The sequence below is a fragment of the Streptomyces sp. SID8352 genome (assembly GCF_009862265.1).
Lineage (GTDB): Bacteria > Actinomycetota > Actinomycetes > Streptomycetales > Streptomycetaceae > Streptomyces.
Genome location: NZ_WWGX01000075.1, coordinates 121,480 through 146,667, shown reverse-complemented (window position 1 = coordinate 146,667; position 25,188 = coordinate 121,480). Strand labels below are relative to the sequence as shown.

Annotated in this window: 20 protein-coding genes and 1 pseudogene; 2 read left to right on the top strand and 19 right to left on the bottom strand. The window is 72.5% G+C overall.

Annotated elements, in window-relative coordinates:
- Nucleotides 1-58 precede the first annotated feature (58 nt).
- From GTY84_RS34120 to GTY84_RS23445, 10 genes and pseudogenes are all read right to left on the bottom strand, one after another.
- A pseudogene (locus GTY84_RS34120) lies at nt 59-1,312 on the bottom strand (methylaspartate mutase); the annotation flags it as partial.
- Nucleotides 1,305-1,748 carry a cobalamin-dependent protein gene (locus tag GTY84_RS23485; RefSeq protein WP_161228356.1) on the bottom strand — a complete coding sequence of 148 codons (444 nt, stop codon included), beginning with the start codon at nt 1,746-1,748 and terminating at the stop codon, nt 1,305-1,307. The pseudogene GTY84_RS34120 and the gene GTY84_RS23485, both read right to left, overlap by 8 nt.
- 63 nt (nt 1,749-1,811) lie before the next feature.
- Complete coding sequence (locus GTY84_RS23480; protein ID WP_202551640.1) at nt 1,812-3,029, bottom strand: fatty acid desaturase; 1,218 nt, start codon at nt 3,027-3,029, stop codon at nt 1,812-1,814.
- Nucleotides 3,030-3,099: 70 nt separating this feature from the next.
- Complete coding sequence (locus GTY84_RS23475; protein ID WP_202551639.1) at nt 3,100-4,647, bottom strand: pyridoxal-dependent decarboxylase; 1,548 nt, start codon at nt 4,645-4,647, stop codon at nt 3,100-3,102.
- Nucleotides 4,648-4,728: 81 nt separating this feature from the next.
- Nucleotides 4,729-6,048, bottom strand: coding sequence for an MFS transporter (locus GTY84_RS23470; RefSeq protein WP_161228355.1), 1,320 nt, complete (start codon nt 6,046-6,048; stop codon nt 4,729-4,731).
- Entirely contained in the window at nt 6,045-8,675 is a 2,631-nt protein-coding gene (locus tag GTY84_RS33160) for an ATP-grasp domain-containing protein (RefSeq protein WP_202551638.1), read from the bottom strand. Before GTY84_RS33160 ends, GTY84_RS23470 begins: the two co-directional genes overlap by 4 nt.
- Before the next feature lie 14 nt (nt 8,676-8,689).
- A complete protein-coding gene (locus GTY84_RS23460) occupies nt 8,690-9,964 on the bottom strand; it encodes a biotin carboxylase (RefSeq protein ID WP_161228354.1) in 1,275 nt (424 codons plus the stop codon).
- On the bottom strand, nt 9,961-12,333 hold the full coding sequence (gene hypF / locus GTY84_RS23455) for a carbamoyltransferase HypF (RefSeq protein WP_202551637.1): 2,373 nt from the start codon (nt 12,331-12,333) through the stop codon (nt 9,961-9,963). Before hypF ends, GTY84_RS23460 begins: the two co-directional genes overlap by 4 nt.
- Before the next feature lie 8 nt (nt 12,334-12,341).
- The gene (hypE, locus tag GTY84_RS23450) at nt 12,342-13,367 is read right to left on the bottom strand and encodes a hydrogenase expression/formation protein HypE (protein ID WP_161228353.1); all 1,026 of its coding nucleotides are present in this window, start codon (nt 13,365-13,367) and stop codon (nt 12,342-12,344) included.
- Between the two features lie 60 nt (nt 13,368-13,427).
- Nucleotides 13,428-14,018: a cysteine hydrolase gene (locus tag GTY84_RS23445; RefSeq protein WP_161228352.1), complete on the bottom strand. Its 591-nt coding sequence runs from the start codon at nt 14,016-14,018 to the stop codon at nt 13,428-13,430.
- A 374-nt stretch (nt 14,019-14,392) separates the two neighbouring features.
- Between GTY84_RS23445 and GTY84_RS23440 the strand changes: the two genes are divergently transcribed.
- Nucleotides 14,393-14,599: a hypothetical protein gene (locus tag GTY84_RS23440; protein WP_161228351.1), complete on the top strand. Its 207-nt coding sequence runs from the start codon at nt 14,393-14,395 to the stop codon at nt 14,597-14,599.
- A gap of 696 nt (nt 14,600-15,295) precedes the next feature.
- Here the strand turns inward: GTY84_RS23440 and GTY84_RS23435 are convergent.
- The 8 genes from GTY84_RS23435 to GTY84_RS23400 form a co-directional block, all read right to left on the bottom strand.
- The gene (locus GTY84_RS23435) at nt 15,296-16,516 is read right to left on the bottom strand and encodes a cytochrome P450 (RefSeq protein ID WP_345943506.1); all 1,221 of its coding nucleotides are present in this window, start codon (nt 16,514-16,516) and stop codon (nt 15,296-15,298) included.
- Nucleotides 16,516-17,766: a cytochrome P450 gene (locus GTY84_RS23430; RefSeq protein WP_161228350.1), complete on the bottom strand. Its 1,251-nt coding sequence runs from the start codon at nt 17,764-17,766 to the stop codon at nt 16,516-16,518. Before GTY84_RS23430 ends, GTY84_RS23435 begins: the two co-directional genes overlap by 1 nt.
- Complete coding sequence (locus GTY84_RS23425) at nt 17,763-18,365, bottom strand: ATP/GTP-binding protein (RefSeq protein WP_161228349.1); 603 nt, start codon at nt 18,363-18,365, stop codon at nt 17,763-17,765. Before GTY84_RS23425 ends, GTY84_RS23430 begins: the two co-directional genes overlap by 4 nt.
- The gene (locus GTY84_RS23420; RefSeq protein WP_202551636.1) at nt 18,343-18,672 is read right to left on the bottom strand and encodes a DUF742 domain-containing protein; all 330 of its coding nucleotides are present in this window, start codon (nt 18,670-18,672) and stop codon (nt 18,343-18,345) included. The genes GTY84_RS23425 and GTY84_RS23420 overlap by 23 nt, the downstream gene beginning before the upstream one ends.
- Nucleotides 18,673-18,698: 26 nt before the next feature.
- Complete coding sequence (locus tag GTY84_RS23415; protein ID WP_265291753.1) at nt 18,699-19,136, bottom strand: roadblock/LC7 domain-containing protein; 438 nt, start codon at nt 19,134-19,136, stop codon at nt 18,699-18,701.
- Complete coding sequence (locus GTY84_RS23410; protein WP_345943504.1) at nt 19,129-20,478, bottom strand: histidine kinase; 1,350 nt, start codon at nt 20,476-20,478, stop codon at nt 19,129-19,131. The genes GTY84_RS23415 and GTY84_RS23410 overlap by 8 nt, the downstream gene beginning before the upstream one ends.
- Nucleotides 20,479-21,498: 1,020 nt before the next feature.
- Entirely contained in the window at nt 21,499-21,708 is a 210-nt protein-coding gene (locus tag GTY84_RS23405; protein ID WP_161228346.1) for a hypothetical protein, read from the bottom strand.
- A gap of 147 nt (nt 21,709-21,855) precedes the next feature.
- On the bottom strand, nt 21,856-23,082 hold the full coding sequence (locus GTY84_RS23400) for a helix-turn-helix transcriptional regulator (protein WP_161228345.1): 1,227 nt from the start codon (nt 23,080-23,082) through the stop codon (nt 21,856-21,858).
- 168 nt (nt 23,083-23,250) lie between these two features.
- Between GTY84_RS23400 and GTY84_RS23395 the strand changes: the two genes are divergently transcribed.
- Nucleotides 23,251-23,883, top strand: coding sequence for an HAD-IA family hydrolase (locus GTY84_RS23395; protein WP_237532544.1), 633 nt, complete (start codon nt 23,251-23,253; stop codon nt 23,881-23,883).
- A 692-nt stretch (nt 23,884-24,575) separates the two neighbouring features.
- Here GTY84_RS23395 and GTY84_RS23390 read toward each other — a convergent pair.
- Nucleotides 24,576-25,082 carry a MarR family transcriptional regulator gene (locus tag GTY84_RS23390; protein ID WP_161228344.1) on the bottom strand — a complete coding sequence of 169 codons (507 nt, stop codon included), beginning with the start codon at nt 25,080-25,082 and terminating at the stop codon, nt 24,576-24,578.
- Between the last annotated feature and the right edge of the window lie 106 nt (nt 25,083-25,188).

Genomic DNA, 25,188 nt, shown 5'->3' with positions numbered 1-25,188 from the left:
TCCGGGTGAGCGGCCGGGCGCCGTCCGGTTCCCGGAGCAGGGCGGCCTGGCGGCGCAGCACGGCGGCGGAGAACGGCAGTCCCCCGCTGTGCCCGTAGCGGATGGCGCCGGACCGGTCGCGCCGGGGGATCACCTCGGAGCGGGCGTGGACGCTGGCGCTGAAGGGGATGTCCAGGCGGCCGGCGCGGAAGGCCGCGTCGATGCCGTCGAAGAGGTCGGCCCCGGCGAGGACCGGCTCGATGATCTCCGCGACCTCGCGTTCGATCCAGTGCTGTTCCTCGGCCACCCGGTCCTCGTCGACGCGGACGAAGTCGAAGAGGTGCGAGGCGCCCAGGGCGGCGGTGCGCAGGCCGCTGGCGTTGGCCGCGGCGTCGGGGATGCCGTACGCCTCCTGCACGGTCTTGCTGATCACCTTGGTGGCGCCGCCGAGCCGGGCGGTCAGGCCGCCGTGGAGGATGAGCAGGCCCGCGAACTCGGGAGTGGCCGGGAAGACGCCCATGAACTCGTGGAGCACCGGATACACCTCGGCCGCTGTCCCGAGGTAGCGGCGGGCCAGGGTCCGGACGGCGCGCAGGGCGGCGATGTCCTGATGGGGTTCGCCGCCCTGCGGATAGGCGATGGAGAGGCAGCGGACGCCTTCGCGGACCGCCGCGACGCCCTCCAGCATGGTCATGGCGAGGCTGACGGACGGGGGGACGAGGACGGCGGTGAGCGTGCCGAAGAGTTCGCGGTCGATGACCACCCCGGAGGCGGCGAGGGTGCCGCACAGGGCGTCCACCTGCTGCCAGGCCCGCATCGACCGGGCGAGGGGCACGTCCTTGGAGTACGGGAGGTTGTAGCCGATGCCGCCGCCCTCGAAGGAGGTGATTCCGGCGGCGAGGGACACGGCGAACAGGTCGCGGCCGTCGGGCGATCCGTGCCGGACCTCCAGCGGGACCCGGACGGACCCGGCCAGTTCCCGGCCGCGCCGCCAGCCGTGCGACACCAGCGGGTAGCCGTTGAGGTCGGCCGGGTCGGCGCGGATCAGCTCGTGGGCGGTGTCGTAGTTCCGCAGCCGGGTGTGGGAGTCGATGGTGACGGAGAGGATGTCGGGTCCGGCGGGCTCCAGTTCGCTCAGCAGGGCCAGCATCTCCCGGTGTCCGCCGACGCCGCAGCGGGGCTGGACGGCGGGGCGGCCGGTGGCGTCGGCGGCGCGCAGGACGTCGACGACGCGGGGCCGGCGGGGGTCCCGGAGGTGGGCGAGCACGTCGGTCCAGCCGGGCAGGCCGGCGGCGACCTCCGGGGCCAGTTCGAGTCCGTTCAGGTCAGCCATTCGGCAGTCCGGCCGCCATCGTCGCGTGGAGTCTGTCGAGGAGCAGCACGAGTTCCCCGGCGTCGCGGAGCAGGTGGTCGACGCCCAGGTCGTACAGCCGCCGTTCGGCCGCGCCGTCCTTGCGGCTGCCGACCGAGATGTTGCCGCCCACGACGACGGGGCGGTTCAGCCGGCCGGCGGCGCGCAGCGCGGGCAGGGTCCTGAGGTCCTGGTGGGCGTGGCCGTTGAGGGTGCCGATCAGGACGGCCTCGGCCCGGGGATGGCGGTCCAGGGCGTCGGCGAACTCGCTCAGGGGCGTGCAGACGCCGAGGTTGACCACGGTGAAGCCGTGGTCGCGCAGTTGCATGGCGATCAGCTGGTTGGCGACGGCGTGCGCGTCGCTCTCGGCGACGCCCAGGACGACGAGCCGTCCGCCCTGCCCTGAGATGGTGGTCATCGGCGCCGTTCCTCCTGGGTCCGGGTGGTCGCGTGGTGGTTCCGGCCGGTGCGGGCCGGGGAGTCAGTCGTCGAAGGCCATGAACAGTTCACGGTGGTTCACCTCGGCGAGCCGGTCGGGGTGGTACTCGTCGGGGTCGGCGTCGCGCAGGGAGTCGAAGACCAGGTCGATGGCGGCGACGAGTCCCCAGACCTCGTGGTAGCCGGGCCAGCCCGGGCTGCCGCGGCGGTGGTCCTCCTCCCGGCCGAAGAGGTAGTTCGCCCAGTCCTTGGTCATCGGATGGCGGTGGTGGAAGTCGTGGACCACGGTGTCACCGGTGAGGACCAGGTACCGGCTGGGGAAGTGGATCAGCAGCATCCTCGTCCACCAGCGTGTCCAGGCCGCCCAGCGGCGCAGAGGCGGCAGTCCGGGCGGCGGGGCCGCCTCTCCGATGAAGATGGCGTTGGTGAGGCTCGCGAAGTACGGCTTGCCCCGGCGGACGGTCTGGCCGGGTGCGGGGAAGGTGTGCTTGACGCACAGCCGCAGGACGTTGCTGATCTGGAAGAGGACCGTCATGGGCAGCACCCAGGCCAGCAGGACGAAGAGCCAGAGGTGGAGCCAGGTGGCGAGCGCGGCGACGGCGGCGAGGCCCGTCAGGGAGGCCAGCCGCCAGCCGGTGCTCGCGAAGGAGAAGTAGGAGCGGATCCGGGCGAGGAGGAACCTGGTGTGGAACCAGGGGGAGACGGTCTTGCCCAGGACCCGGCGCCACATCCGGCGGCGGGACATGCCGGGCCGCAGCTCCAGGCTCACCAGGATGGCCTGCACCGTGGGGTCGCGGCGGGTCATGTGGTGCAGGGCGTGGTGGTCGCCGACGTGCTCGGCGCTGTACCGGCCGAAGTCCTGGACGAGCAGCAGGGCGGCGAGCGCCCGGCCCAGGACCGTGTCGGCGCGGCGCCGGCGCCACATGTTCTGGTGGGCGCACTGGTGGTAGATCATCATGCGCAGGTTGCGGGCCCCGTGCAGGGTCATCGCCCATCCGGGCAGCAGCAGGAGGAGCGCCCAGCCCGCCGCCCGGAGCGCGGTCCCGCTGAGGGCGAGACCGCAGGCGACGGATGTGGCGGCGTTGAGCAGGTGCCGGGTGGGGGTGTAGTGGACCGGCCGCTGGCCGGCGTGGGGGCGGCCGGTCAGCAGGGTGAGCGGCAGGGCGAACACGCGCGGCAGGGCGCGCATGGATTCGCGTACGCCGTCCGGCGCGCCGGGCTCCTCGCCGGTGCGCGTGCGCGGGTCGTTCACCTCGGTCATCGCCGCTCTCTCTCCGCTGGGCTTCGGGCTGCGCCGGGACATCTGGAACGCGTCGGCGGACGGGCGCCGTTCAACCGCGGGCGGTGGTCTCCCGGGTGGGCGCCCGCAGGGCCTCGGCCTCCATGACGGCGGCCAGTTCGAGCAACTCGTCGAGGACGGCGTCGAGTTGTCCGGTGGTGGTCTCGGGGTTCAGCAGCATCAGCTTGAGGAAGACGCTGCTGCCGCCGCCCTCGCGGGCGATGTGGGTGCGGGCGATGAGCGCGCGGCCCTCCTCCATGGTCCGGCGCCGGAGTGCCCCGTTGAAGGCGTCGGTGTCGAGTCCGCCGCCGGGGAGGTAGCGGAACAGGACGGCGGTGAGGGGCGGTTCGGTGCCGAGTTCCATGCGGGGTTCGGCCGCGATCCGGGCGGCGGCGTGCCGGGCGAGGTCGTGGCAGGTGTCGACCATGGCGCCCATGGCCCTGCTGCCGAGGGTGCGCAGGGTGACCGCGATCTTGAGGGCGTCGGCGCGCCGGGTGGTCTGCAGGTTGGTGTTCTGGAGCCCGATGTATCCGGCGCAGGTGTCGTCGTCGGCGCTGAGGCAGGTGGTGGGCTGCAGGCCGAAGGAGAGCAGGGTCTCGGCACGGCGGACCAGCAGGACGGCGGAGGAGGCGGGCGACCAGCCGAACTTGTGGAGGTCGACGGTGACCGAGTCGGCCTCGGCCAGTCCGTCGAGCATGCCGCGCAGCCGGGGGGAGAAGAGCGCCCCGGCCCCGTAGGCCGCGTCGGCGTGCAGCCAGACGCCGTGCCGCCGGGCGATCGCGGCGAGTTCCGGGAGGGGGTCGACGATGCCGAGGTCGGTGGAGCCCGCGACGGCGACGAGGGCGACGGCGATTTGGTGGTCGGGGAGTTCGGCGAGGATGCGGTCGGCCTCCTCGGGGATCATCCGGCCGTTCTTGTCCACGGGGACGGTGAGGAGGTGCTCGTCGCCCAGGCCGAGCAGGCGGACGGCGCGTTCGATGGAGAAGTGCACGCCCTCCGGGCACAGGACGACGGGCTGGGCCGCCAGGGGGCGCAGTCCGCCGGCGAAGGGGTGGGCGCCGGTCCTCTCCCCCAGGGTGGTGTCGCGGGCCATGGTCATCGCCATGAGGTTGGAGACGCTGCCGCCGGGGGTGAGCGCGCCACTGGCCTCCGCCGGGTCGTAGCCCACGAGTTCGGCCAGCCGGGCGATGAGCCAGCGGTCCAGTTCGAGGGCGAAGGGCCCGCTCTCCCAGGCGTGCAGGGACTGGTTGAGGACGGCGGCGACCAGTTCGGCGGTGGCGGCGACGTCGGTGGGCGGGGGCTGCATCCGGGCCAGCGCGGCGGGGTGGGTGATGTCCACCGCCCATTCGGCGTACGGGCGGATCAGCTCCGCGAGGACGGTGGCGGGGTCGCCGCCCTCCTCGGGGAGCAGCGGGCCGGTGAGCGCGCGGGCCGCCGCGTCCCGGGCGCCCGCCGGGCCGCCGGGTGCGACGGGGCCGACGCGGGCGGCCGAGACCTCCTGGAGGATGTCCAGGGCGCTGTTCACCAGGTTCCGCACGCTCTCCAGTCCGGCCGGGGTTCCGGCGGGCTGGTAGAGGGAGCCGGGCTCGTTCGTGGTCACGCGTGACCTCCTACGTGGTGGGGGCGGGCGACGACGGTGACGGGCGGTGCGGTGAGCGGGGCGCGGTGGTGGCCGGCCGCCCTATTCGAGGGAGTCGGTCCTCGTTCCGGAGGACGCGGCGGCGGGTTCGGGGAGCGGTGCGGCGGGGAAGTCCTTCAGCCCGGGCACGGGTGAGAGCACCACCCACAGCAGGGCGAGCAGGAAACCGCCCGCCGTGGCGAACAGCGTGGTGCGCAGGCCGACGGCGTCGCCCAGGTACCCGCCGATCAGCGCGCCCAGGGGCAGCGGTCCCCAGGCGATGAAGCGGCATCCGGCGTTGACCCTGCCGAGCAGGTGGGCCGGTGTGATCACCTGGCGCAGGCTCACCACGTGGATGGTGGACATGGTCGAGCCGATGCCGCAGCAGGCGAAGGCGGTGACGTACAGGGTGTACGACAGGGGGCCGGTGCCGGGCGCGAGGGGTATGAGGACGGGTGCGGCACAGCACAGCACCAGTTCGACGACGACCGCCCGTCCGAGGCCCAGCCGCTCCTTGAGCCGGCTCGCGCCGACCGCGCCGATCAGGGAGCCGACCGCGCCGACCCCGAGGACGAGGCCGATGGTGGCCGGGCCCATGCCCAGTTCCCGGGCCGCGTAGAGGACGAACACCGTCTGCAGGGACATCCAGCACAGGTTGTAGGTCCCGGCCTCCAGGGCGATGGCTCTGATGTACCGGTTGCGGAGGACCATCCGCAGTCCCTCCGCGATGCTGCGGCCGGTGGTGACGCGCTGTTCGGGAGCGGCGGGGGCGGGCTCGGGCCGGCGGATCGCGAGCAGCCCGGTGATGGAGACGACGTAGCTGAGCGCGTTGGCCAGCAGCGCGATCGGGGCGGTGAGCCAGCCGACCAGGAGACCGGCCAGCCCGGGTCCGCCGATCTGGGCGAGGGAGCTGGTGGCCTGGAGCTTGCTGTTGCCCTCCACCAGTTGCTCGCGTCTGATCAGGGAGGGGAGGTAGGACTGGTAGGAGACGTCGAAGAGCACGGTGAGGACACCGATCAGCAGGGCCGCGGCGTAGAGGTACTCGATGCTCAGCACGTCCAGCACCGCGCACAGCGGCACACTGCCGACCAGCAGGGCGCGCCCGGTGTTGCTCCAGATCATCAGCGGCAGCCGGCGGCGCCGGTCGACCCAGACGCCGATGAAGAGCGTGACTCCCAGGAACGGGGCGAAACTTGCCGCGTTCAGCAGCCCGAGCTGGGTGGAGGACGCCTCGAACTGGTAGACGGCCGCGAGGGGCAGGGCCAACTGCGTGACCTGGGCGCCCATCTGGGAGACCGCCTCGCCGGACCAGAGTTTGAGGAACTCCGCGTCGCGCCACAGGCCGCCGAAGTGCCGGGGTCCGGTGTCCGTCGCGCGGGTCATGTCGCGGTCCCGGCCGGGGTTCCCGTCCCGGTGGCGTCGGGGGTGTGGTAACAGCAGCCGATCTGGGCCCCGTTGGACATGCTGACGATACCGACGCGGGGGTCGGGGGTGCCGCGCACCAGCATGCCCGCGTACGCCCCGCCGACCATCAGCACGCCGTAGGCGACGACCATCCGCTCGAACCCGGCGCCGTCGTCGGCGACGAACCGTTCGGCGACGGGCAGGACGCGTTCCTGGACCACGTAGGGGCCGTCCACGGCGCCCCGGATGTGGCCCTCCCACTCCTCCTGGCCGACGGACCAGCCGGGGATGACGCCCACTCCGCCGTAGAGCAGGGTGGGCTTGAGGGCGAGCCGGTCCTTGTTCTCCCGGACGTAGGGCAGGAGGTCGATGTCCTTGCCGTCGCGCCGTACGGTCTCGTCGCGCAGGAAGCGGGTCCACGGCAGGATGCGGTCGATCAGCGCGTGCTCGTCGGCGGTGAAGGCGTCGCGGTGGCGTTCGTCGCTGAGCATCGCGAGGCTGCCCTTGTTGCCGTACAGCTCGCAGTCGAGGCCGGCGAACAGGAAGGTGTGGCCCCGACCGACGGCGTCCAGGAGCGGGTCGACCAGATCGTGGCTGCGCTGCTCGTCGGCCATCTCGCCGGGCAGGAAGATCCGGTAGACCACGTCGACCTTGCGGCCGTGGATGTACGGCACTCCGTCGCGGTAGTCGAACTCGGCGAGGCTGCACACCACCGTGTCGAATCCGTGCCGCAGCCAGTCGGGCACCACGAAGTCGAGCCAGGGCTTGGTGTGGTCGTAGCCGTCGGGCCACTCGGTGAGGGCCAGGACCGGACGGGCCGGAAGGACGAACCCGGCGTCGGCCGCCTCGGCGCGCAGCACGTCCGCGATCCGCCCGATCGGGTCCGGGTGGACCAGTCCCTCGGCGTCGGCGAAGTCCCGGAACGCCTTGTTGCGGGCGGCCGGACGGGAGAACTCGCCCATCTGCCAGCCGCCGAGCGAGCTGCCGGTGTTCAGCTCCATCAGCCTGAAGCCGCCGGGCTCGCGGTACATGTCGGCCCGGGACATCGCGGGCATGCGGCGTCCGGCGCCGCGCGTCACCAGCTCGATCTGGGTGGGCGTCATGCCGACCGCCTCGGCGAACGCCCGGCGGTCCCCGCCGAAGAGGCGGTCGGGGATGGTGGTGAGCAGGGCGAACAGTCCGTTGAGGTCGGCCTCCAGCCACAGCCGGTCGGCGGTCGCCAGGAACACCGGCCGGTTGAGGGCCCTGCCGCCGCCGGCTCCGTAGCTGTTCCAGTCGTTGCGCAGCTCGGGCACCACCATGTTCTCCAGACCGTTCTCCGGAGCGAGGTAGCGGCGGGTGACCGGGTTCTCCATCAGGGCCCCCAGACCGTCCAGCGGCGACCCGGCGAGCACCGGGACGATCTCCGCCTCGGCCCGGTCCAGGGCCTCGGTGCAGGCGGCGGCGTCGTCGGCGACGGCGATCACCGCGGCGGTGCGGGGGGTGAGGGCGCGCGGGGGCAGCAGCAGTTCGTCGCCGGGACCGGCGAGGACGACGACCTCGGCCACTCCCGGCACCTCGGCCGCGCGGCCCAGTTCCAGGCGTTCCAGTACGCCGTCGTGCGGCGGGTAGAGGAAGCGGACCTCGGCCCACCGGTCGTGGGCGGAGGTGAGCGCGGGGTGCGAGCCGTCGGCCAGGGCGGCACCGGCCAGGGGCAGGTCGATTCCGGTGGCCAGTGCGCCGAGGCGGGGGATGAGGTCGCCGCCGAGGCGGCCGTTCAGCTCGATCAGGCGGCACCCCGAGGGGGTCAGCCGGATCTCGGTGTGCGTGAGGCCCAGGTCGACGCCGAGGGCCCGGTGCGCGGCCCCGACCAGTTCCTCGACCTCCGCCGCCCACGGCTCGTGGCGCCAGGGGCCGACCAGGTGGCCGACCTCCTCGAAGGAGGGGTCGAAGCCGAGGCGCTTGCGCGCGACGAACACGGGCCGGGCCTCGCCGTCGACGACGCAGCAGTCGACGCTGATCTCGGGGCCTCGGAGGTACTCCTCGACCAGTATCCCGGTCTCGGCGCGGAGCCCGGGGAACGTCGTCCCGGCGACCGCCGCGTAGGCGTCCCGGAGGGCGTCGGCGTCGCGCACGACCGTGACGCCCATGCTGCCCGCCAGGGAGCGCGGCTTGAGCACCACCGGGTAGCCGATGTCGGCGGCGGCGGCCGACGCCTCCTCGGCGGAGTGCGCCAGCCGGTGCCGCACTCCGGGCAGCCCGGCCAGGTCCAGCAGGCGGCGGGTGGTGTACTTGTCCCGGCACGCGGCGGCGGCCCCCGACGACAGATGGCGCAGGCCCAGCCCCTCGGCGACCTCGGCGGTCGCGATCAGCGACAGTTCGTCCCAGGTGAACAGCCCGGTGCCGGCGGGCACCTCGGCGAGCAGCTCCTCGACCGCCGCGCGCAGCGCCACGGGGTCGGTGGTGTCGGCCGTCCGGTACGCGGAGACGTACGGCTCCTCCCAGGTGATCCCCTGCGAGGTCACCAGGGCGATCTCGTACTTCTGGGCCAGGGAGGCCATGGCGAACTCCCGGTAGGCCCTCAACCGGCTCCCCACCACTATGAGATGGCTCTTGGGATCACGCATCGGTCGCTCGCATTTCATCGTCGGTGTGGTGCTCGGTGCGGCAGGGGCTCGCAGTGGACGGCGAACTCCCCCGCGGTCTTCTTGATGGCCGCCTCCACCTCGTGGCTGGAGGCTCCGCGGAACCGGAAGCGGGCGGCGACGTGCTCGTAGCCGCCGGTCCGGGGGATGACGGTGCCCGGCCGGGGCAGCACGTGGGCGTAGGGACCGGTGCCGGGTCCGGGGCCGTCCGGCGGACGGGTGAGGCCGACGACCCGGCAGGGGGTCTCGACGGGCACCGGCAGCAGCAGCCATCCCGCGGTGGCGTCCGGACGGGTGCGGGGCGGGTCGGGGAGGGCCGGGGCGCGGCCCAGCTGGATCCGCGCGGCGGCGGCCATCAGGTCGAGTCCGTGGACCTCCCGCCAGACGAAGGGGATCTCCCCTCCGCCCACCCTGGCCCCGGCCTCCAGGAAGGTGAGCCGGGGCGGCCCGTCCCCGCCGGGGCCCACGAACGCCTCCAGGTGGAAGACCCAGGGCCGGTCCCCGCCGAGGGCCCCGGCCACCGCGGCCGTGAAGCCGGCCAGGGGTGCGCGGAGTTCGGCGTCGTCGACCTCCACGGAGCCGAGGAACGTCCCGTCGGTGAAGTCACGGCAGTTGTTGACGTAGCGGGAGGCCCGCCACGGGCCGAGGCGGCTGCCGGTCCACAGGCCGTCGATGTGGAAGACCGGGTCGGTGACGAACGTCTGGACGATGCGGGGTTCGGCGGGTTCCGTGTCGAACACCCCGGGGGCGTCCAGGTCGGCCGGGCCCCGCATGACGCTCACCCCGCGGCTGGCGGTGCCCCGGCGCGGCTTGACCACGACGGGCCATCCGTGGGTCCCGGCGAACTCCCGTACGGCGTCGCGGCCGTCGGCGTCGGCGTAGCGGGGGACGGGGATGCCCGCCCGGTCCGCGAGGGCGACCATCGTGAGCTTGTCCCGGAACCGCTCCAGTTCGGCGGTGGTCTGTCCGGGCAGTCCGAGTTCGGTGCGCAGTTCGGCGGCGGTGTCCAGGTCGCCCTCGTTCAGGGCCAGCAGGCGCCGCACCGGGCCGAACCGGGCGACCAGCCCGGCCACGGCGGCCCGGACCTCGGCCGGCGAGTCGGTGGCGGCGACCTCGGCGACGGCCGCCGCGCCGGGCGGCACGGAGGCGCGGCCCAGCCGCGTCGTCACATAGCTCACCCGGTGGGTGTCGTGGTCGAGGTAGTCGGCGTAGAGGGCGTGCCGGTCGCGCCAACGGTGCAGCACGACGGTGTGCCCGGGGGGCGGCGTCATCGCGTCGGCTCCGTTCTCGGCTCCGCCAGCCGGGCGTTGGCGACCATGATCTGTCCCAGGGCGATCCCGCCGTCGTTGGTGGGCACCTGCTGCTGGCAGTGGGTGTCGAATCCGTCGCGGCCGAGTTCCACGAGGCAGTTGACGAGCAGGAACTCGTTGAGGAAGACGCCGCCGGACAGGACCACCTGGCGGGTGGCCGGTCCGTCCTCCGCGTCGCGCACCGCCCGGCAGCGCGCGACCACCATGTCGACGACGCCGGAGTGGAACCGTCGGCTGATGGTGGCGGTGTCCGCGCCTCGGGCCAGGTCGGCGGCCATGGCCCGTACCACGGGACGCGGGTCGATCTCGGTGGTCCCAGCGAGGATGTCGTGGCCGAACCGGTAGCGCTCCCCCGGCGCGGCCATCGTCAGGTCCCGTTCGAGGAGCCCCTCCAGTTCGATGGGGCCCTGTGCCTCGTACTCGGCGTGGGTGGTGATGTCCAGCAGCGCCGCCACCGCGTCGAAGAGCCGGCCCATGCTGGAGGCCGGCGGGGCGTTGATGCCTCGCCGCACCATGGTGGTGAAGACGTGCCGCTGCTGGTCGTCGAGGGTCTCCAGCACGGGGAAGGCCGCGGCGGCCGCTCCGGGGTCGCCGAAGGTGTCCAGCGCCAGGGCGAAGCCGGTCCGGACCGGTTCCCGCACCGCGCGGTCCCCGCCGAGCAGCGGCACGGTGCGCAGATGGGCGACGCGTCGTGCCTCGCGGTAGGTGCCGAGCAGGAACTCGCCGCCCCAGGTGGTGCCGTCCTCACCGTATCCGGCACCGTCGAAGACCACGCCGAGCGTGGTGCCGGAGAGCCGGTTCTCCGCCATGCAGGAGGCCATGTGCGCGTGATGGTGCTGCACCTGGACGACGTCCTCGAACTCCCCGCCCTGTGCCCCGAGCGCGAGGCGGGTGGCCCGGAACTGCGGATGGAGGTCCACCGCGGCGTGCCGGGGCGTCAGTTCGTGGAGGGCGGCGAGGTGCCGGGCCGTCTGCTGGTGGGATTCCCAGGTCTCGTCGTTCTTGAGGTCGCCGATGTGCTGGCTGAGGTAGACGCGTGTGCCGCTGGAGAGCGCCACGGTGGTCTTCAGTTCCGCCCCGTAGGCGACCAGCGGGGCCAGTTCGGTACCGACCTCGACGGGGTAGGGGGCGTATCCGCGCGATCGGCGCAGGAAGCTCACCACGGGCCGGTCGAGTCCGGGGTGGGTCGAGTGCCGCACCAGTGAGTCGTCAACCCGGGTCTCGATGTCCCGGTCGTTGTGGAGCACCAGATCGGCGACGGCGAAGAGGTGCTCCAGCGCCTCCTCGTTGCGGTAGGCGATCGGGTAGCCGGAGATGTTGCCGCTGGTCATGACGAGGGCGCTCAGTCCGTCGCTGTCCACCAGCAGGTGGTGCTGGGGGGCGGAGGGGAGCATGACACCGAGGTTGGGGTTGCGCGGGGCGATGGCCTCCGGAAGCCCTCCGGGCCGCTTGCGCACCAGGACGATGGGGCGGGACGGCGATCCGAGCAACCCGGCCTCGGCGGTGCTGAACTCGGCGAATCCGGCGACGGTGTCCAGGTCGCGTGCCATCACCGCGAACGGCTTGGAGTCGCGCCGCTTGCCCGCCCTGAGCCTGTCGATGGCCTCCGCGTTGCGTGCGTCGACGGCCAGGTGGAAGCCGCCGACGCTCTTGACGGCGACGATGCGCCCCGCCGCGAGCGCCCGGACGGCGGCGTCGAGAGCGTCCTCTCCCTCGCGCAGGTCGCCGTGGGCGTCGGCGAGCAGCAGTCGGGGCCCGCAGTCCCGGCAGGCGTTGGGCTGGGCGTGGTAGCGGCGGTCCAGCGGGTCGGTGTACTCCCTGGCGCAGTCGGGGCACATGGTGAAGGCCGCCATGGTCGTCTGCGCCCGGTCGTAGGGCAGCGCCTTGACGATCGAGTAACGCGGTCCGCAGTTGGTGCAGTTGATGAACGGGTAGCGGTGGCGGCGGTCGGCCGGGTCGCGGAGTTCGGCGAGGCAGTCCGCGCAGACGTGACCGTCGGCGGGGACGATGGTGCTCCGGCTGCCGGTGTGCACGCTCTCCCGGATGGCGAAGTCCTCGGGTCCCTGCCCCGGCGGCAGTTCGCGGACGGTCACCGAGGTGACGCGGGCCTGCGGGGGTGCCTGTCCGGTGAGCCGGTCGGTGAAGTCGTCGAGCACACCGGGCGGTCCGGTGACCTCGATCAGCACGCCTTCGGGGTCGTTGAGGACCCAACCGGTCAACTGGAGGGCGAGGGCGGTCTTGTAGACGAAGGGCCGGTATCCGACGCCCTGGACCACGCCGCTGACGCGGATGCTCCGGCGGCTCGCGGTAGGTGTCTGCTCCATGGTCATGGGCGGGGTCAGCAGAGCCGGGGGAGTTCGGCGCCCCGGAGTTCCTCGACCACGGTGTCGCGGCCGTCCGCGTCCCGCAGGAGTACCTGGGCCTCCGGCCGGTCGGTGACCTCGCCGATGGTCACCGCGCCCGTCCCGTAGCGGTGCGAGCGGAGGGAGTCCAGCACGGCCCGCTCGGCCGACGGGTCGACGAAGAGGCAGACGCAGCCCTCGTTGGCGGAGTGGATCGGGTTGATCCCGAGCATGTCCATCGCCATGACGGTCTCGAACTGGACGGGCAGGGCCCGCTGTTCCATCCGGATGGTGTGCCCGGTCGCCTCCGAGTACTCCTGGAGCACGGCGGCCAGTCCGCCCCGGGTGACGTCGCGCACCGAGTGCACGTCGCCCTCCCCCACGGCGGCGAACAACTGGTCGAGCATGCCGTTGACCGGCGCGCAGTCGCTGAGCACGCGCTGATCGAAGCCCAGGCCCTCACGGATCGACAGCAGGTGCACGGTGTGGTTGCCGATCGGGCCGCTGAGGACGACCCGGTCGCCGGGCCTGACGTTCGTCATGCGCAGGGGCGTCCGCTCGAACACCCCGACCCCGGCGGTGTTGAGGTAGATCTGGTCCGCCTCGCCCTTGCGCACCACCTTGGTGTCGCCGCACACGATCCGGACGCCGGCCTCGCGGGCGGTCTCCCGTATCGAGGTGAGGACCCGTAAGAGGCGCGCGATCGGCAGTCCGGTCTCCAGGATCATGCCGAGGGTCAGGTAGAGGGGTTTGGAGCCGACCACGGCGAGGTCGTTGACCGTGCCGCAGACGGCGATCTTCCCGATGTCGCCGTTGCCGAAGAACGGCGGGTCGACGACGAAGGAGTCGGTGGTCATCGCGATCCGTCCGCCGGTGATGGGCAGCATGGCGCTGTCCTCCATCTCCCCGATGTAGACGTCTCCGAGGGTCTCCACTATGAGGGAGAGCAGCTCGTGGCTGAGCTGGGTCCCGCTTCCGTGGTCGAGGACTACTTCGCCGAGACCGGCTGCCGAGCTGCTCATCCGATATCCCTTCAGGGCGTGCGGATCGTGGGGGGCGTGCGGGCCGGAGTACCGGAGGGGCTACGGCAGGATCTTGACGACCTTGCGGGGCAGTTCGCCCTCGGTGTCGAGGGTTTCCAGGATCTCGGCGGAGTCGGCGACCGTCGCGCAGTACCCGCGCAGCCATTCGAGGGACCGGTCGCGGGCCTCGGGGTCACCGGAGACCACGCAGTCGGAGGGGACCCAGATGTTGTAGCCGCGGAAGAAGGCGTCGGCGGCGGTGGTCTGGACGCAGATCTGCGTCTGGAGTCCGGTGACCAGCACGGTGTCGACGCCCGCCGCCTGGAGCAGCCCGTGCAGTTCCGTCTCGTAGAAGCCGCTGTCCTTGGTCTTCTCCACGACGACGTCGGACGGGGCGGTGAAGTCGTGCAGGATGGCCCCGCCGGCGCTGCCGCGCTGGAGGGGAAGGGTGCCGTCGGCGGCGCGCTCCACGTTGGGGTCGTCCGGCAGGTTCACCAGTTGCAGGTGGTAGACGACGTGTCCGCGCTGGCGCATCTCGCCGAGGAACTTCACGAAGCGCGGCTGCGCCTCGGCCATGGCGGCGGTGCGCTCAGGGGTCTTGTGGACGACATCGGCCTGAAGGTCGTTCGTGAGTACGGCGATCTTGCCCATGGTGATTCATCCTCGGGGTCTTCGAAGCCCAGTGGGGTCAGCGGTGCGTGGCGGCACCCGGGGAGCCGGATCGAAGGTGCCTGAATGCGTGGAGTGCTGCGGTGGGACTGGTGTGTTCACGCCGACGGTTTCGGACCGGGTCCGGGCACCACGGACTCTGCTGGAGAAGGACGGATTCCTCGGCACGTGCCGTGGATTTCTGTTGCGCGGCCCGAGGCGGAGCGTCGGAATTCCTCAGAGCGGTGAGACCTTCGCACAGCCGTGAACAGCACGTCAAGATCTTCACATCGTGGAGAATATGTGACTTGAATGCACGCGTAGAACGCGCGGCTTTCGGCCAGCCGCGAATCCAACATACGGGCTATGACGGTCAGTTGTCGCCGATCCATCAGAGCACCGCGGACGGTCTCGCGGCGTCGCGGACCCGACTCGGCGTGCACAACTCCGACGACGCGCCGCACCGCCCGCACGCCGACGAGGACAACGACAGCCTGATGGCCCGCGATGTCCGGTCGGCCTCGGTGACCCGCGAGGACGCCGAGGCGGTCGGCGCGGTCGGCGCGGTCGGCGCGGCGCGATGACCGCCGGGCCGGTCGTCACGCGGGGATCCTCGACCGGCCGGCGGTCCGGGCGATCGGCGGCCGGGGCGAGCGGGTCTCCCGGGACACGTGCGCCGCCGGGCCGTGAGGCTGCCGGACCACCTCGGCATCGAGCGGGCGCACACCATGGGGGCCGCGTCGGCCGCTCCAACGCCCCCGCTCCGGCGGTCGCGCGTCCCGGGCGGGTGACAGAGGATCGCGCTCTTCTCTCCGGCGGCGGCCACATGTCGCGCGGCCCAGCGGCGCCGCTTCCACCAGCGTCCGGTTTCGTCGTGGGGCAAGGGCGGTGGGCGGTCGTCGACCTCGCCCGTTCGAGCGGCGCCGGGTTCAGCGAGGACCCCCGGGTCGGTCCGCGAGCGGCGGTGCTGCGCGGGGAGGACGCCTCGCACACCCCGGCCCGCCGCCCGGTATCTCCAGGAGTTCCTGACGGTCAGCGAAGCACCGGGACGTTCCGGCCGCGGAGCGGGCCCCGGCGGCGTGCGCCGAGCGGTGCCGGACTTCCCGCGGCGCCACCCCGCCTGACGGGTGGGCGGGCGGCCCCGGGGCCCTGCCGGGTGCGCCCGGCGGGCCCGGAGCCGAGGCATCTTCGCGCGGGACCGGTCCGGTTCCGGGCGGGGTGTGCCGGGGTTCCCGGGGCCGTGACCGGCCGCCCCGGGAACCGGGTCCGAGCGAGAAGTTCTAGGCGGCGGCGTCCAGGACCACCGGAAGGGCGCTGATGTCGTTCCCTATGAAGGAACGTTGCGGCTGAAGCTCCCCGGCACTCCGGGCGAGGGCCAGCCGGGGGAAGCGGGCGAAGAGGGCGGGCAGGGCGACCTCGGCCTCCAGCCGCGCCAGGGCGGCGCCCAGGCAGTGGTGGATGCCGTAGCCGAACACCAGGTGGTCCTTGTCGGCCCGGTCGATGTCGAATTCCTCGGGGTTCTCGTGGACACCCGGGTCCCTGCCGTGGGCGCCGAAGCCGATGATGATGGCCTCGCCCCGGCGGATGACGACGCCCTCGCCCAGGTCGATGTCGGCCGTCGCGTAGCGCAGCGGCAGGTACATGATCGGCGGGTGGAGGCGGAGGGCCTCCTCGGTGACGTCCCTCCAGCGCTCGGGGTGCGCCGTCACCTCCGCCAACTGGTCCGGGTGCGCCAGGATCTCGCGTATGGCGCCGTTGAGCATGGCCACGGCGGTCTCGCTGCCCGCGCCGATCATCAGGATGAGGGTGGAGACCAGCTCGGCGTGGCTGAGCCGGTCCCCGTCCTCCTCGTGGGTGGCCAGCAGCAGGCTGGTCATGTCCTCGCCCGACTCCTCACGCTTGGAGTCGATGAGCCGCTCCATGGCCGCGTTGAGGTTCCGCATCGTCGCCTCCGCCTCCTCATCCGAGGCGTTGGTGGCGAGCACCGAGTCGATGACGCACAGCATCTCGTCGCGCTGAGCGGCGGGGACGCCGAACAGGTCGCAGATCAGACGGGTGGGGACACGGTAGGAGAAGTGCTCGCGCAGGTCGAGGGGCGCGGTGCGGTCCTGGGCCTCCATGCCGTTCAGGAGGTCGGTGACGATGGCCTCCAGGATGGGCCGCATCGCCTCGATACGGCGGGGGGCGAAGGCGCGGCCGACGAGCTGGCGCAGGCGCTTGTGGTCGTCCCCGTCGGAGGTGAACATGCTGACCACGTCGACCCAGGAGTACAGCCACGGTATGGAGCCGGGCGTGTGGCCGGGCCAGGACTTGCGGGCGTCCTTGGACACGTCCGGGTGGATGAGGAGCCGTTTGGCGATGTCTCCGCGGGTGACGGCCCAGGCGACGACGTCGTGGGGCATGCCGACGGGCACGGCGGGCCCCCCGGCCCGCAGTGCGTCGGCCTGGGCGAAGAGGCGGCTGCCGCCGCTGCTGTCCAGGGTCACTGTGGGGCTGCTGATCACGAAGTACCTCCTGCGAGAGTGTTGGCGGGAAGACGGTCGTGCGATTTGGGGCGGAAGGAGACGGGCATCGACTGCGGGCACTGGTGGAAGGGGCCGTGCCGGAGCACGGGTTCGGGGTCGGTGGTGGTCAGGTTCATGTCCCAGAGCTGATCGAGGACGGTCTCGACACCCGTCTGCACGATCGTGGTGGCCTGGGAGATGGCGGGGCAGCGGTGCGGTCCGGCCGACCAGGCGAGGTGGCTGCGGTTCTCGTAGCCGAGGCCCTGGGGCAGGGCCGGGTCGGTGTTGGCGGCGGCGTGGGAGATGAGGATCGGGACGCCGCCGGGGACGTGCACACCGTGCAGCACGGTGTCGTAACGCGCGTAGTGCACGGAGAAGTTGGCCATGGGAGACCGCTCCCAGAGGGCCTTCTCCAGAGCGCGGCGCACGGTGAGGGTGCCGGCGGCGAGGTTGCCCGCGTAGTCGTCGTCGCGCAGCAGCAGGTGCAGGGTCCAGGCGGTGCAGGCGGCGACGGGGATGATTCCGGCGCCGACGGCGCAGAAGAGCTGGTTGAGTGCCTCGTCGTCGCTGAGTTCGGCGGCGTGGCCGATCATCCAGGAGGTGAGGTCCTGGCCGGGCCGGACGCGGCGCATCTGGATGAGCTCGTACAGCAGTCCCGCGAAGTCCGTCGCGCCGCGCGCCGCTTCGGGTCCGGCGCTGATGAGGTCCTGGCAGGCGTGGACCATGCGGGCGGTCTTCTCGGGCGGGCAGCCGAGGAGTTCGGCGAAGACCAGCATGGGGAGGATGTCCGCGAAGTCGCCCATCAGGTCCGCGCGGCCCTTGTCGATGATGCGGGCGATCAGGGTGAGGGCGCTGCGCCGGGTGGTCTCCCGGAGCTGGTGGGGGTTGATCCGGGCGAGGCAGTCGTCCATCGCCCAGCGCAGCCGGGCGTGCTGCTCGTCGTCGGTGTAGAGGACGGAGGGACGCCAGGCCATCATGCCGAGCACGGGGCTGTGCTCGGGGATCTCCCCGTTGTTCAGGGCCTTCCAGAGACGGGCGTCCTTGGAGTAGGTGCGGGTGTCGTTGAGGAGGGTGACGGCGGCGCGGTGGCGGGTGACGACGAGGGCGTGGACCTGGGGGGCGATCTCGGCCCAGCCGGCCGGTCCCTGGGCACGCAGCTGCTCGTAGACGGCACGGGGCCGGGCGGCGAAGGCGGGGCCGTGGAGCATGGGGCAGCCGCTCGCCGACAGCGGGGGCGGAGTGGTCACGGGGCGGGCTCCAGGCTCGGGCGGGACAGCAGGTGGGAGATGAGCGCGATGAGGGGGGTCTTCGCGGAGCCCTGGTGGCGGACGTCACAGAGCACCAGGGGGGTGGAGGGATGCAGGTCCAGCGCCTGGCGGAGCTCGGCCTCGCTGTAGTTCGGGGAGTTGGCGAAGGTGTTGACGGCGACCACGTAGGGCAGGTCCGCCTCCTCCATCCGGCCCATCGCGTCCCAGGACTCGGTGACGCGGGCGGTGTCGACCAGGACCACTCCGCCGAGGGCGCCCTGCATCAGCTCGTCGATCATGTAGCTGAACCGGGGCTGGCCGGGGCCGCCGAACATGTAGAGCACGATGTCGTCGGTCAGGGTGAGGCGGCCGAAGTCGAGGGCGACCGTCGTGGTGTCCTTGTCCGACAGTCCCTTGAGGGTGTCGACGACCGCGCCGGCCCGGGTCATCCGCTCCTCGGTGGAGGCGGGGCGGATCTCGGAGACCGCGCCGACGAAGGTGGTCTTGCCCACGGCGAAGGGGCCGAGCACGACGATCTTCACCGAGTGGCTGACGCCGGGCGCCAGGTAGTTCCCCTCAGAGCTTCTTGTGGAGTGCATCCAGAATCCTCTCCAGCAGATGCATGTCGTGCTGCTGTGCCGCGGGCACAGGGTTGCGGCTGATCAGGTGACCGCTGTCGACGAGGGAGGAGACCAGTACCTTCGTGACGGCGGCGGGGAGTTGCAGGTCGGTGCTGACCTCGGCGAGCGACAGGACGCCGGGCAGGCAGTGCTGCATCAGCCGGTGGGAGTGGGAGTCCAGGCCCCGGAGCGGCTTCTCCGGGTCGGCGATCAGGAGGGTGGCCAGGTCCAAGGTGCGGCGGGTGGGTGCGGCCCTGCCCCCGGTCGGGGTGTAGGGGCGCACCATCCCGGCACGTCGGCGGCCGCGCGGCGTCACGCGGACCTGTACGCGGTCCGCTCCCGGGCGGACAGCGCGGGAGCCAGGCCGTTGACGGCCTTGATGGTGGCCCCCGAGGCGACGGCCACCTCGGGGGAGGTCATCTCGGCGGCGACGGCCACCGCCAGTGCCGTGTTGTGTCCGGCGCTGAAGACGAGGATGCAGTGCTCGGGCAGGTCGATGATGACCCTGCGGGGGGTGTTCTGCCCCTCGGGGGCGTCGGCGAGTTCGGCGATGGAGCGGCCGAGGCCGAAGAGGCTGGAGGCGCTGGCGGCGGCGCGCTCGGCCGTGTCGCGGTGGACGGTGTCGGACTGGGCCAGCACCATGCCGTCGGAGCTGAGGAGGACGGCGTTCAGGACGCCCTTCTCCTGGGTGAGACGGTTCAGGACCCAGGACATGTCGTGGGTGTCGGCGGCGGGCTGCTGGTCAGGCACGGTGGTCTCCTTCGAAGGGGTGTCCGGACTCGGTGTCGCGGATCGTCTGCGCCAGACGGGCGAAACTCTCCGAGAACGCGTCGGCGTTGTCCACCGGAGCCGGGGCGCTGCTGCGGGGGGCGGCGGCGGGGCGGGGGGCACGCCTGCGCCGCTGCGGAAGCTGGTTGCCGGAGCCCTGGCCGGGGGGTTCCTGGACGTGGTCGTCGTCCTGGTAGGGGTGGGCCTCGGCGCGGGCCGCGTAGGAGGCGGCGGCGGCGCGCTCGGCGGCGGCCTCCTCCTCGGTGGGGCCCTGTCCGAACAGGTCGCGGGGGATGCGCAGGACGGCGCGCACTCCGCCGTACGGGGAGGTGCTGCTGACATCGGCGGCGAAGCCGTACTCGCCGGCCAGGCGGCCGATGACGGCGAAGCCGAGCTGCCGGGTGTCCTGGAGCGTGGTGACGTCCAGCACGGTGTGCTGGTTCAACTGGGCGGCTGCCTGGGCGCGTTGCGAGGCGTTCATGTTGAGTCCGCCGTCGTCGACGACGATGCAGTACCCGGTCTGGAAGGCCTGCACCTCCACGAAGACCTGGCCGTCGGAGTACGACGTCGCGTTGGACAGCAGCTCCGCCAGGGCGACGGCGACCGGCTCGACGACCCGTCCTTCGAGCCAGGTGCTGCCGGTGGCCTCGTCGTAGGCGTACTTGACCCGCTGGTAGTCGCCGATCCGGCCGCGCGCCGACTCGACGACCTCGCGGAACTCGCAGTCGGCCCGCTGGAGGCCGGGCCACGATCCGGTGAGGATGCGGGTGCGCTGGAGGTACTGCAGGGCCTGGGTCACCAGATGGTCGAAGCCCATGAGGCTCTGGTGGTAGGCGGTGCCCTCCGGGTAACGCTCCATCTCGGCGATGACGTTCATCTGACAGCGGTGGAGCTGGGTCTGCGCCTCGTCGATGATGTCGCGCACGGAGGACCGGGCGGTCCGCCCCACCTGTTCCCGGACCGTGGTGACGGCCTCCTGGAACAGCCCTATCACCGCCTGGTGGCCGAGGTCGACGGAGCCTCCGGCGAGGCGCTCCTGGCTCAGCCCGGGGACCCGCACGCCGTGGTGGCCGCGCGCGAGGGTGTCCATCAGCGCGGGCATCCGGGCGTCGGCGAAGTGCCGGACCTCGGTCTCGACGGCGCGGTTGTAGTCGACGGCCGCGTCCCGCTGCTCCTCCATCGCGCGCTGGTGGTCCAGGGCCGAGCCGCACTGCTTCTCGAGCAGGGCGATCTGCGCGGCCTGGCCGCGTTTGGCGCGGGTCTGGACCATCAGACCGGCCGATGCGGCGGCCAGTCCGGCGCCGAGCAGCGCGCTTACGGTCACTGAGGGATCGAACACGTCATGTCCTCACAGGAAGGGGAGACCGGTGCGGGGCGTCCGGGGCACCGCACTCGGGGGGGCGCCGTCGGGGGCACGGTCGTCCCGGGGGTCGGCGTCATCGTCCGGACACCGCCACCGGCCGTTCGGGGGAGCCGGCTCCGCTCACCGCGTCCCGGACACACCGGTGCGCGGGCCCGGGGCGGCCCGTCGTGGTGTGCGCGCGGGGGGAGGCGCGGTGCGCAGGGGGAAGCCGCGGGGGCCGCGTGGCCCTGCGGTGGGCGCACCGACCACCGCCGGTGCCGTCGTGGTGCGGGGCGGGGAAGGGGTCGGCGTCCTGGTCCGGGGCCGCCGGAGCACTCCGGCGGTCACCCGGGGCGGGGGCGGAGGCCCGGTGCGCCGCGGACGGGCGGAGGCGCCGGTGGCGCGGGGCGGCGGGGCCGCGGTGGCGGGCGGTGGCCGCCGTCCGCGGGTGGGAGGGGTCCTGCGGTAAGTGCGGGGGAACGGCCCGGATCCTCACGCGGGCACCTCCGGACCGCCGAGGACGCGTGCGCGTACCGGGGCGGGGCCGGCCGCGACGGTCCTCCGCCGGGTCCTGCCCCGAGCTTCCCGGAGATCGCACAGGTGGAGGCGCCCCGCGTTCCGGGCGGGCTCGGCGGCCGGTCCGGCGGGCGGTGGGGACGGGACTTCTGAGAGCATCGCACTATTCCTTGCGGGAGCCCGGTTCTCCTCCGCGCTGGGGGGCGGTGGCGGGATCACTGCGGTCATCGGGTCGTACAGGGCGGGGGCGGTCGGTCCGCGCTCAACGGGGACAGGGGGTGACCCCGTGGGGGAACGCGGTGGCGCGGCGGGCGGGAGCCGGTCCGGCGGTTGGCTCCGGCGCCTTCCGGGCTCCGGTCCGCCCCTGAGGGGGGCGGGGCATGCGTGGTGGCTCCGTCACGGATCCGTTCCGTGCGGAGACCGGGGACGCCGGGCCTCGGGGCGCGGCACGACGCGGGCACCGGCCCGCCGTGCCGCGCGGAGCGTTCATGAGACGGCCTCCGCGGCCGGGGGCAGTCCGGCCGGACCGCGCAGGTGGAGGATGGTGCCGATCTCCTCGTAGAGGGCCTCCATCTGATCGGCCGTCAGGATCAGCGCCAGGTCCTCCACTCGCTGCGTCCCGCGCATGAGGCTCAGCGGGACGGCGAACCGGCCGGCCTGGGTGTGGTGGAGCGGCGAGTCTTCCGCGCGCTCCACTCGCCAGGCAGGTAAGAACGCGGTGGAAGGCCCATCCGGCGGGTGACCCTTCGTCATGACTCAACAGCTTAGGGTCATCCGCCGGGACGGACCCTGAATCCCGTTCAGGGCTGAGCGGGATTCAGGGCGGGGATGGCCAGTTAACGATCATGCGGCGACACCGATGTGACCCGCCACGGTCCGCAGGGCATCGCGGAACAGGGGCCGTTCCCGCTTCAGCAGCTCGGTCACGGCCTCTCTCACCAATGGCGAGAAAACGATCTCTTCCGGCGACTGGTCCATCAGCTTGGTCAGCACATGCACCGTCGCGTAGTCGTCGCGCTGGATGCGGTTGCAGTTCATGACCTCGATCAGGTAGCGCGTACGGCGCTCCAGCGGCAGCCGGGGGTTGATCTCCACCGTGTCCGCCAGCCGCAGGGCCTCGCTCGCGTTGCCCTCCTCGGCGGTCAGATGGACCTCGTGCATCGCCACGTTGTCCGGCCCGAAGCAGGTGTGCCAGTCGTTGCGGCCCGAACCGACGCGCGCGGCGGCCGACTTGGCCCCCCGGTAGAGGTCCCAGGCGGCGGGTCCCTTGGTGGCGCGCGCCGCGGCCACGGCGGCCTGGAGGTGCAGCGCGCCGTGCACCGACCAGTGCTCCCGGGACGATGTGTCGCCGGGGGCGCAGGCCGCGATCGTCGCCCGCGCCAGCTCGACGCTGTCGCGCACTTCGCCGACGGAGGTGAGGACGCAGGAGAGGTTCCAGGCGGCGGCCTCGATGAGGGCCGGGTCGCCCGCGCTGTCGGCGAGCGACAGTCCGCGGTCGGCGGCGACCCGGGCGAGGGTCGGCTCCCCCACCCGGCGCAGCCATATCTGCATGAGGCTGTAGAGGCGGACGAGTTGGCGCAGCGCCGTCCGCTCCTCGGCACCGGAGGCGGCGGCCCGCAGCACGGCGTTCCCCTGCCGCAGCAGCAGCGGAATGCGGGCGCCCACGTCCTGGTACCGGCCCTTGGACTGGGTTTCGTAGATCTTCCACGCCGCGTCGACATCCCTTTCGAATGCCCGGGCGCAGAGCGGGCCGGCGACGGGGGGCACGACCGAGGACGGCAGGGACAGGGCGCCGCGGATCGCGGGAACGTGTTCGTGCTCCGTGTCGAGGCCCGCTCCGACGCCGGACAGGAATCCGCCCGTGAGGTTTTCCAGGGTGCAGCGCAGAACCCTCGCGAGATCCAGGAGCAGCGAAAGCTTGTCGACGGGGATCTGCTCGTGCTCGACCTTGTAGACCCAGTTCTCCGAGCGGCCGATCAACTCCCCGAGGCCCCTTTGCGAGATGCCGCGCCGTTCGCGGAAGTACTTGACTCTTTGCCCGATACTGAACAAAGATCGTGCACTTAACATGATTTGGTCTGTCCTCCGTGGGAGCGAAGCAATCGGGGCCAGCGTAAGGCAGTCGGCGGGCCGGAGAACCCGCGCCGAACGCCTTTTCCCCGGCGGAGGACGCTGCGAGGTCTCCCGGCCACGGCGGCGGGCGGCCGACCCGTGTTCCGCGTCTCGCAAGGAGTTCCATTGCTCTCCTCCTACCGCGGCCTGATCCTCGACTTCGGCGGGGTCCTCACCACGTGCATGCGACTGAACGGACAGGCATTCGAGCGGTCCGAAGGCCTTGAACCCGGCGCCTACTTCCACGCCCTGGGCGAGCATCCCGAGGGCTCGGCGGTCTACGCCCGGCTCGAGGTCGGCGAGGCCACCCAGAAGGAGTGGAACGAGGTGATCGGCGGCATCCTCCGCATCGACCCGACCGACCTCATGCGCCGGGCGCTCGCCCGCCTCCGCCCCGAGCGGGCCGTCGTGGCGGCGGCGGACCGGGCGCGCGCCGCGGGCGTCAAGGTGGCGCTGCTGTCGAACAGCTTCGGCCTGGACCCGTACAACCCCTACGAGGCGCTGGGCATGGGCGAGGACGCGTTCGACGCGGTGATCCTCTCCGAGCGCGAGGGCGTCCGCAAGCCCTCGGACCCGATCTACCGGCGGGCACTGGACGCACTGGGCCTGACCGGGCCGGAATGCGTGTTCGTCGACGACCACGCCCGCAATCTCCCGCCGGCGGAGCGGCTCGGAATCCGCACCATCCATCACACGGCGGATGATCCCGGGGCGACGGCGGCGCGGCTCGACGCACTGCTGGCGAGCGGGGCGGCCTGACCCGGATTCCGGCGGCACCGCGCGCGTTCCCCGGGTGAATCCGGTGCGGTGATCCGATTCCGGGAACCATCGCGTGCGGGGGCCCGGCCGGGGTGAAAGGGGAATGATCTCCTCACCCCGCCCCCGTTCCTCCGGAGGGGAATCCCCTTCATCTCGCGGGCGGGGCGCGGAGGATGTCCGCGCCCCGGCTCGGAGTGTCTTTTCCTTTCCGGTGGAACCCGCCGAATCCGGTTCCGCTTCAATCGGCGGCCCCTCTCCCGATCCGTTCGGAGAACGGTTTCTCCACACCCCTCACCGAGCGGTTCGCGCAGTGGCGCCGGCCGGGGCGGCCACTGGAGAAACGTCATGTGTTCGTCGAGGGACGTTCATATTCCGATGGCGGACCGAGAAAGATCCGCCATCGGTCCGTTCCCCGGTGATTCCCGGCGGGGTCGTCCCGCGCCGTGCCCACGGCGCGGGACACGCGGAAACCCCGTACGCCCGGGAGGCGTGATCGCGCGCAAGAAATCCGTGGCCGGCCGACGGCGGGGGCGCACGGCGACCCCGGCCCCGGTGCCGGCGCACCGCCCCGGCGTCCGGCCCCGGGGCACACGGCGCCGCGGGCCGAGCGGGGAGGCTCCCGCGGGTCAGTCCCCCCCCCGGGGACGCGGGCGGACACGTGATCGGGCGTGCGAGCGGGGCCGCCCCGCCGGTCAGGACCGGCCCGTGCCGCGGGCGCCCTGTTCCTCCTCCCAGCGCTTCCAGAGCACCGGCATCTCCTTGGCCAGCCACGCGTAGAAGTCGTGCATGGTCCGCAGCCGCTCCTTGCGGTGCGCCGGGGCGTCCCGCAGGATGCGCAGTCCCTGCTCCGTGATGTCGACGAAGGACTGGTAGTGCTCGGCCTGGCTCTTGGCGAGGACCGGCCACACACCTTCCTTGATCCGGTAGTAGTCCCGGCGCTCCCCGGGGCGGGAGATCTTCTCCACCATGCCGCTGGGCACCAGGAAGCGGGTCGCCGCGCTGACCGATCCCTTGCTGGCCCGGAGCACCTCCACCAGGTCCCCGGCGGTCTGCTCCACCGGATCGCAGATCAGCAGCCAGGCGAGGACCCGCCCGGCCATCCGGAACAACCCCTGCCGCTCAAGGCTGATCGCGGCCTCCTCCACGAAGGCCAGCTCTTCCTCGGTGGCGGGCGGCCGGCCCGGTGCGCTCTGTTCCATTCGTTCAGGATACCCCGAACACTGGTAAGGGCCCTGTCCCATCGCCCTGCGCGGAGCCCGGGCCGCACCGCACCGCCCCGCCCGGCTCCGGCGGCCCGGCGGCCCA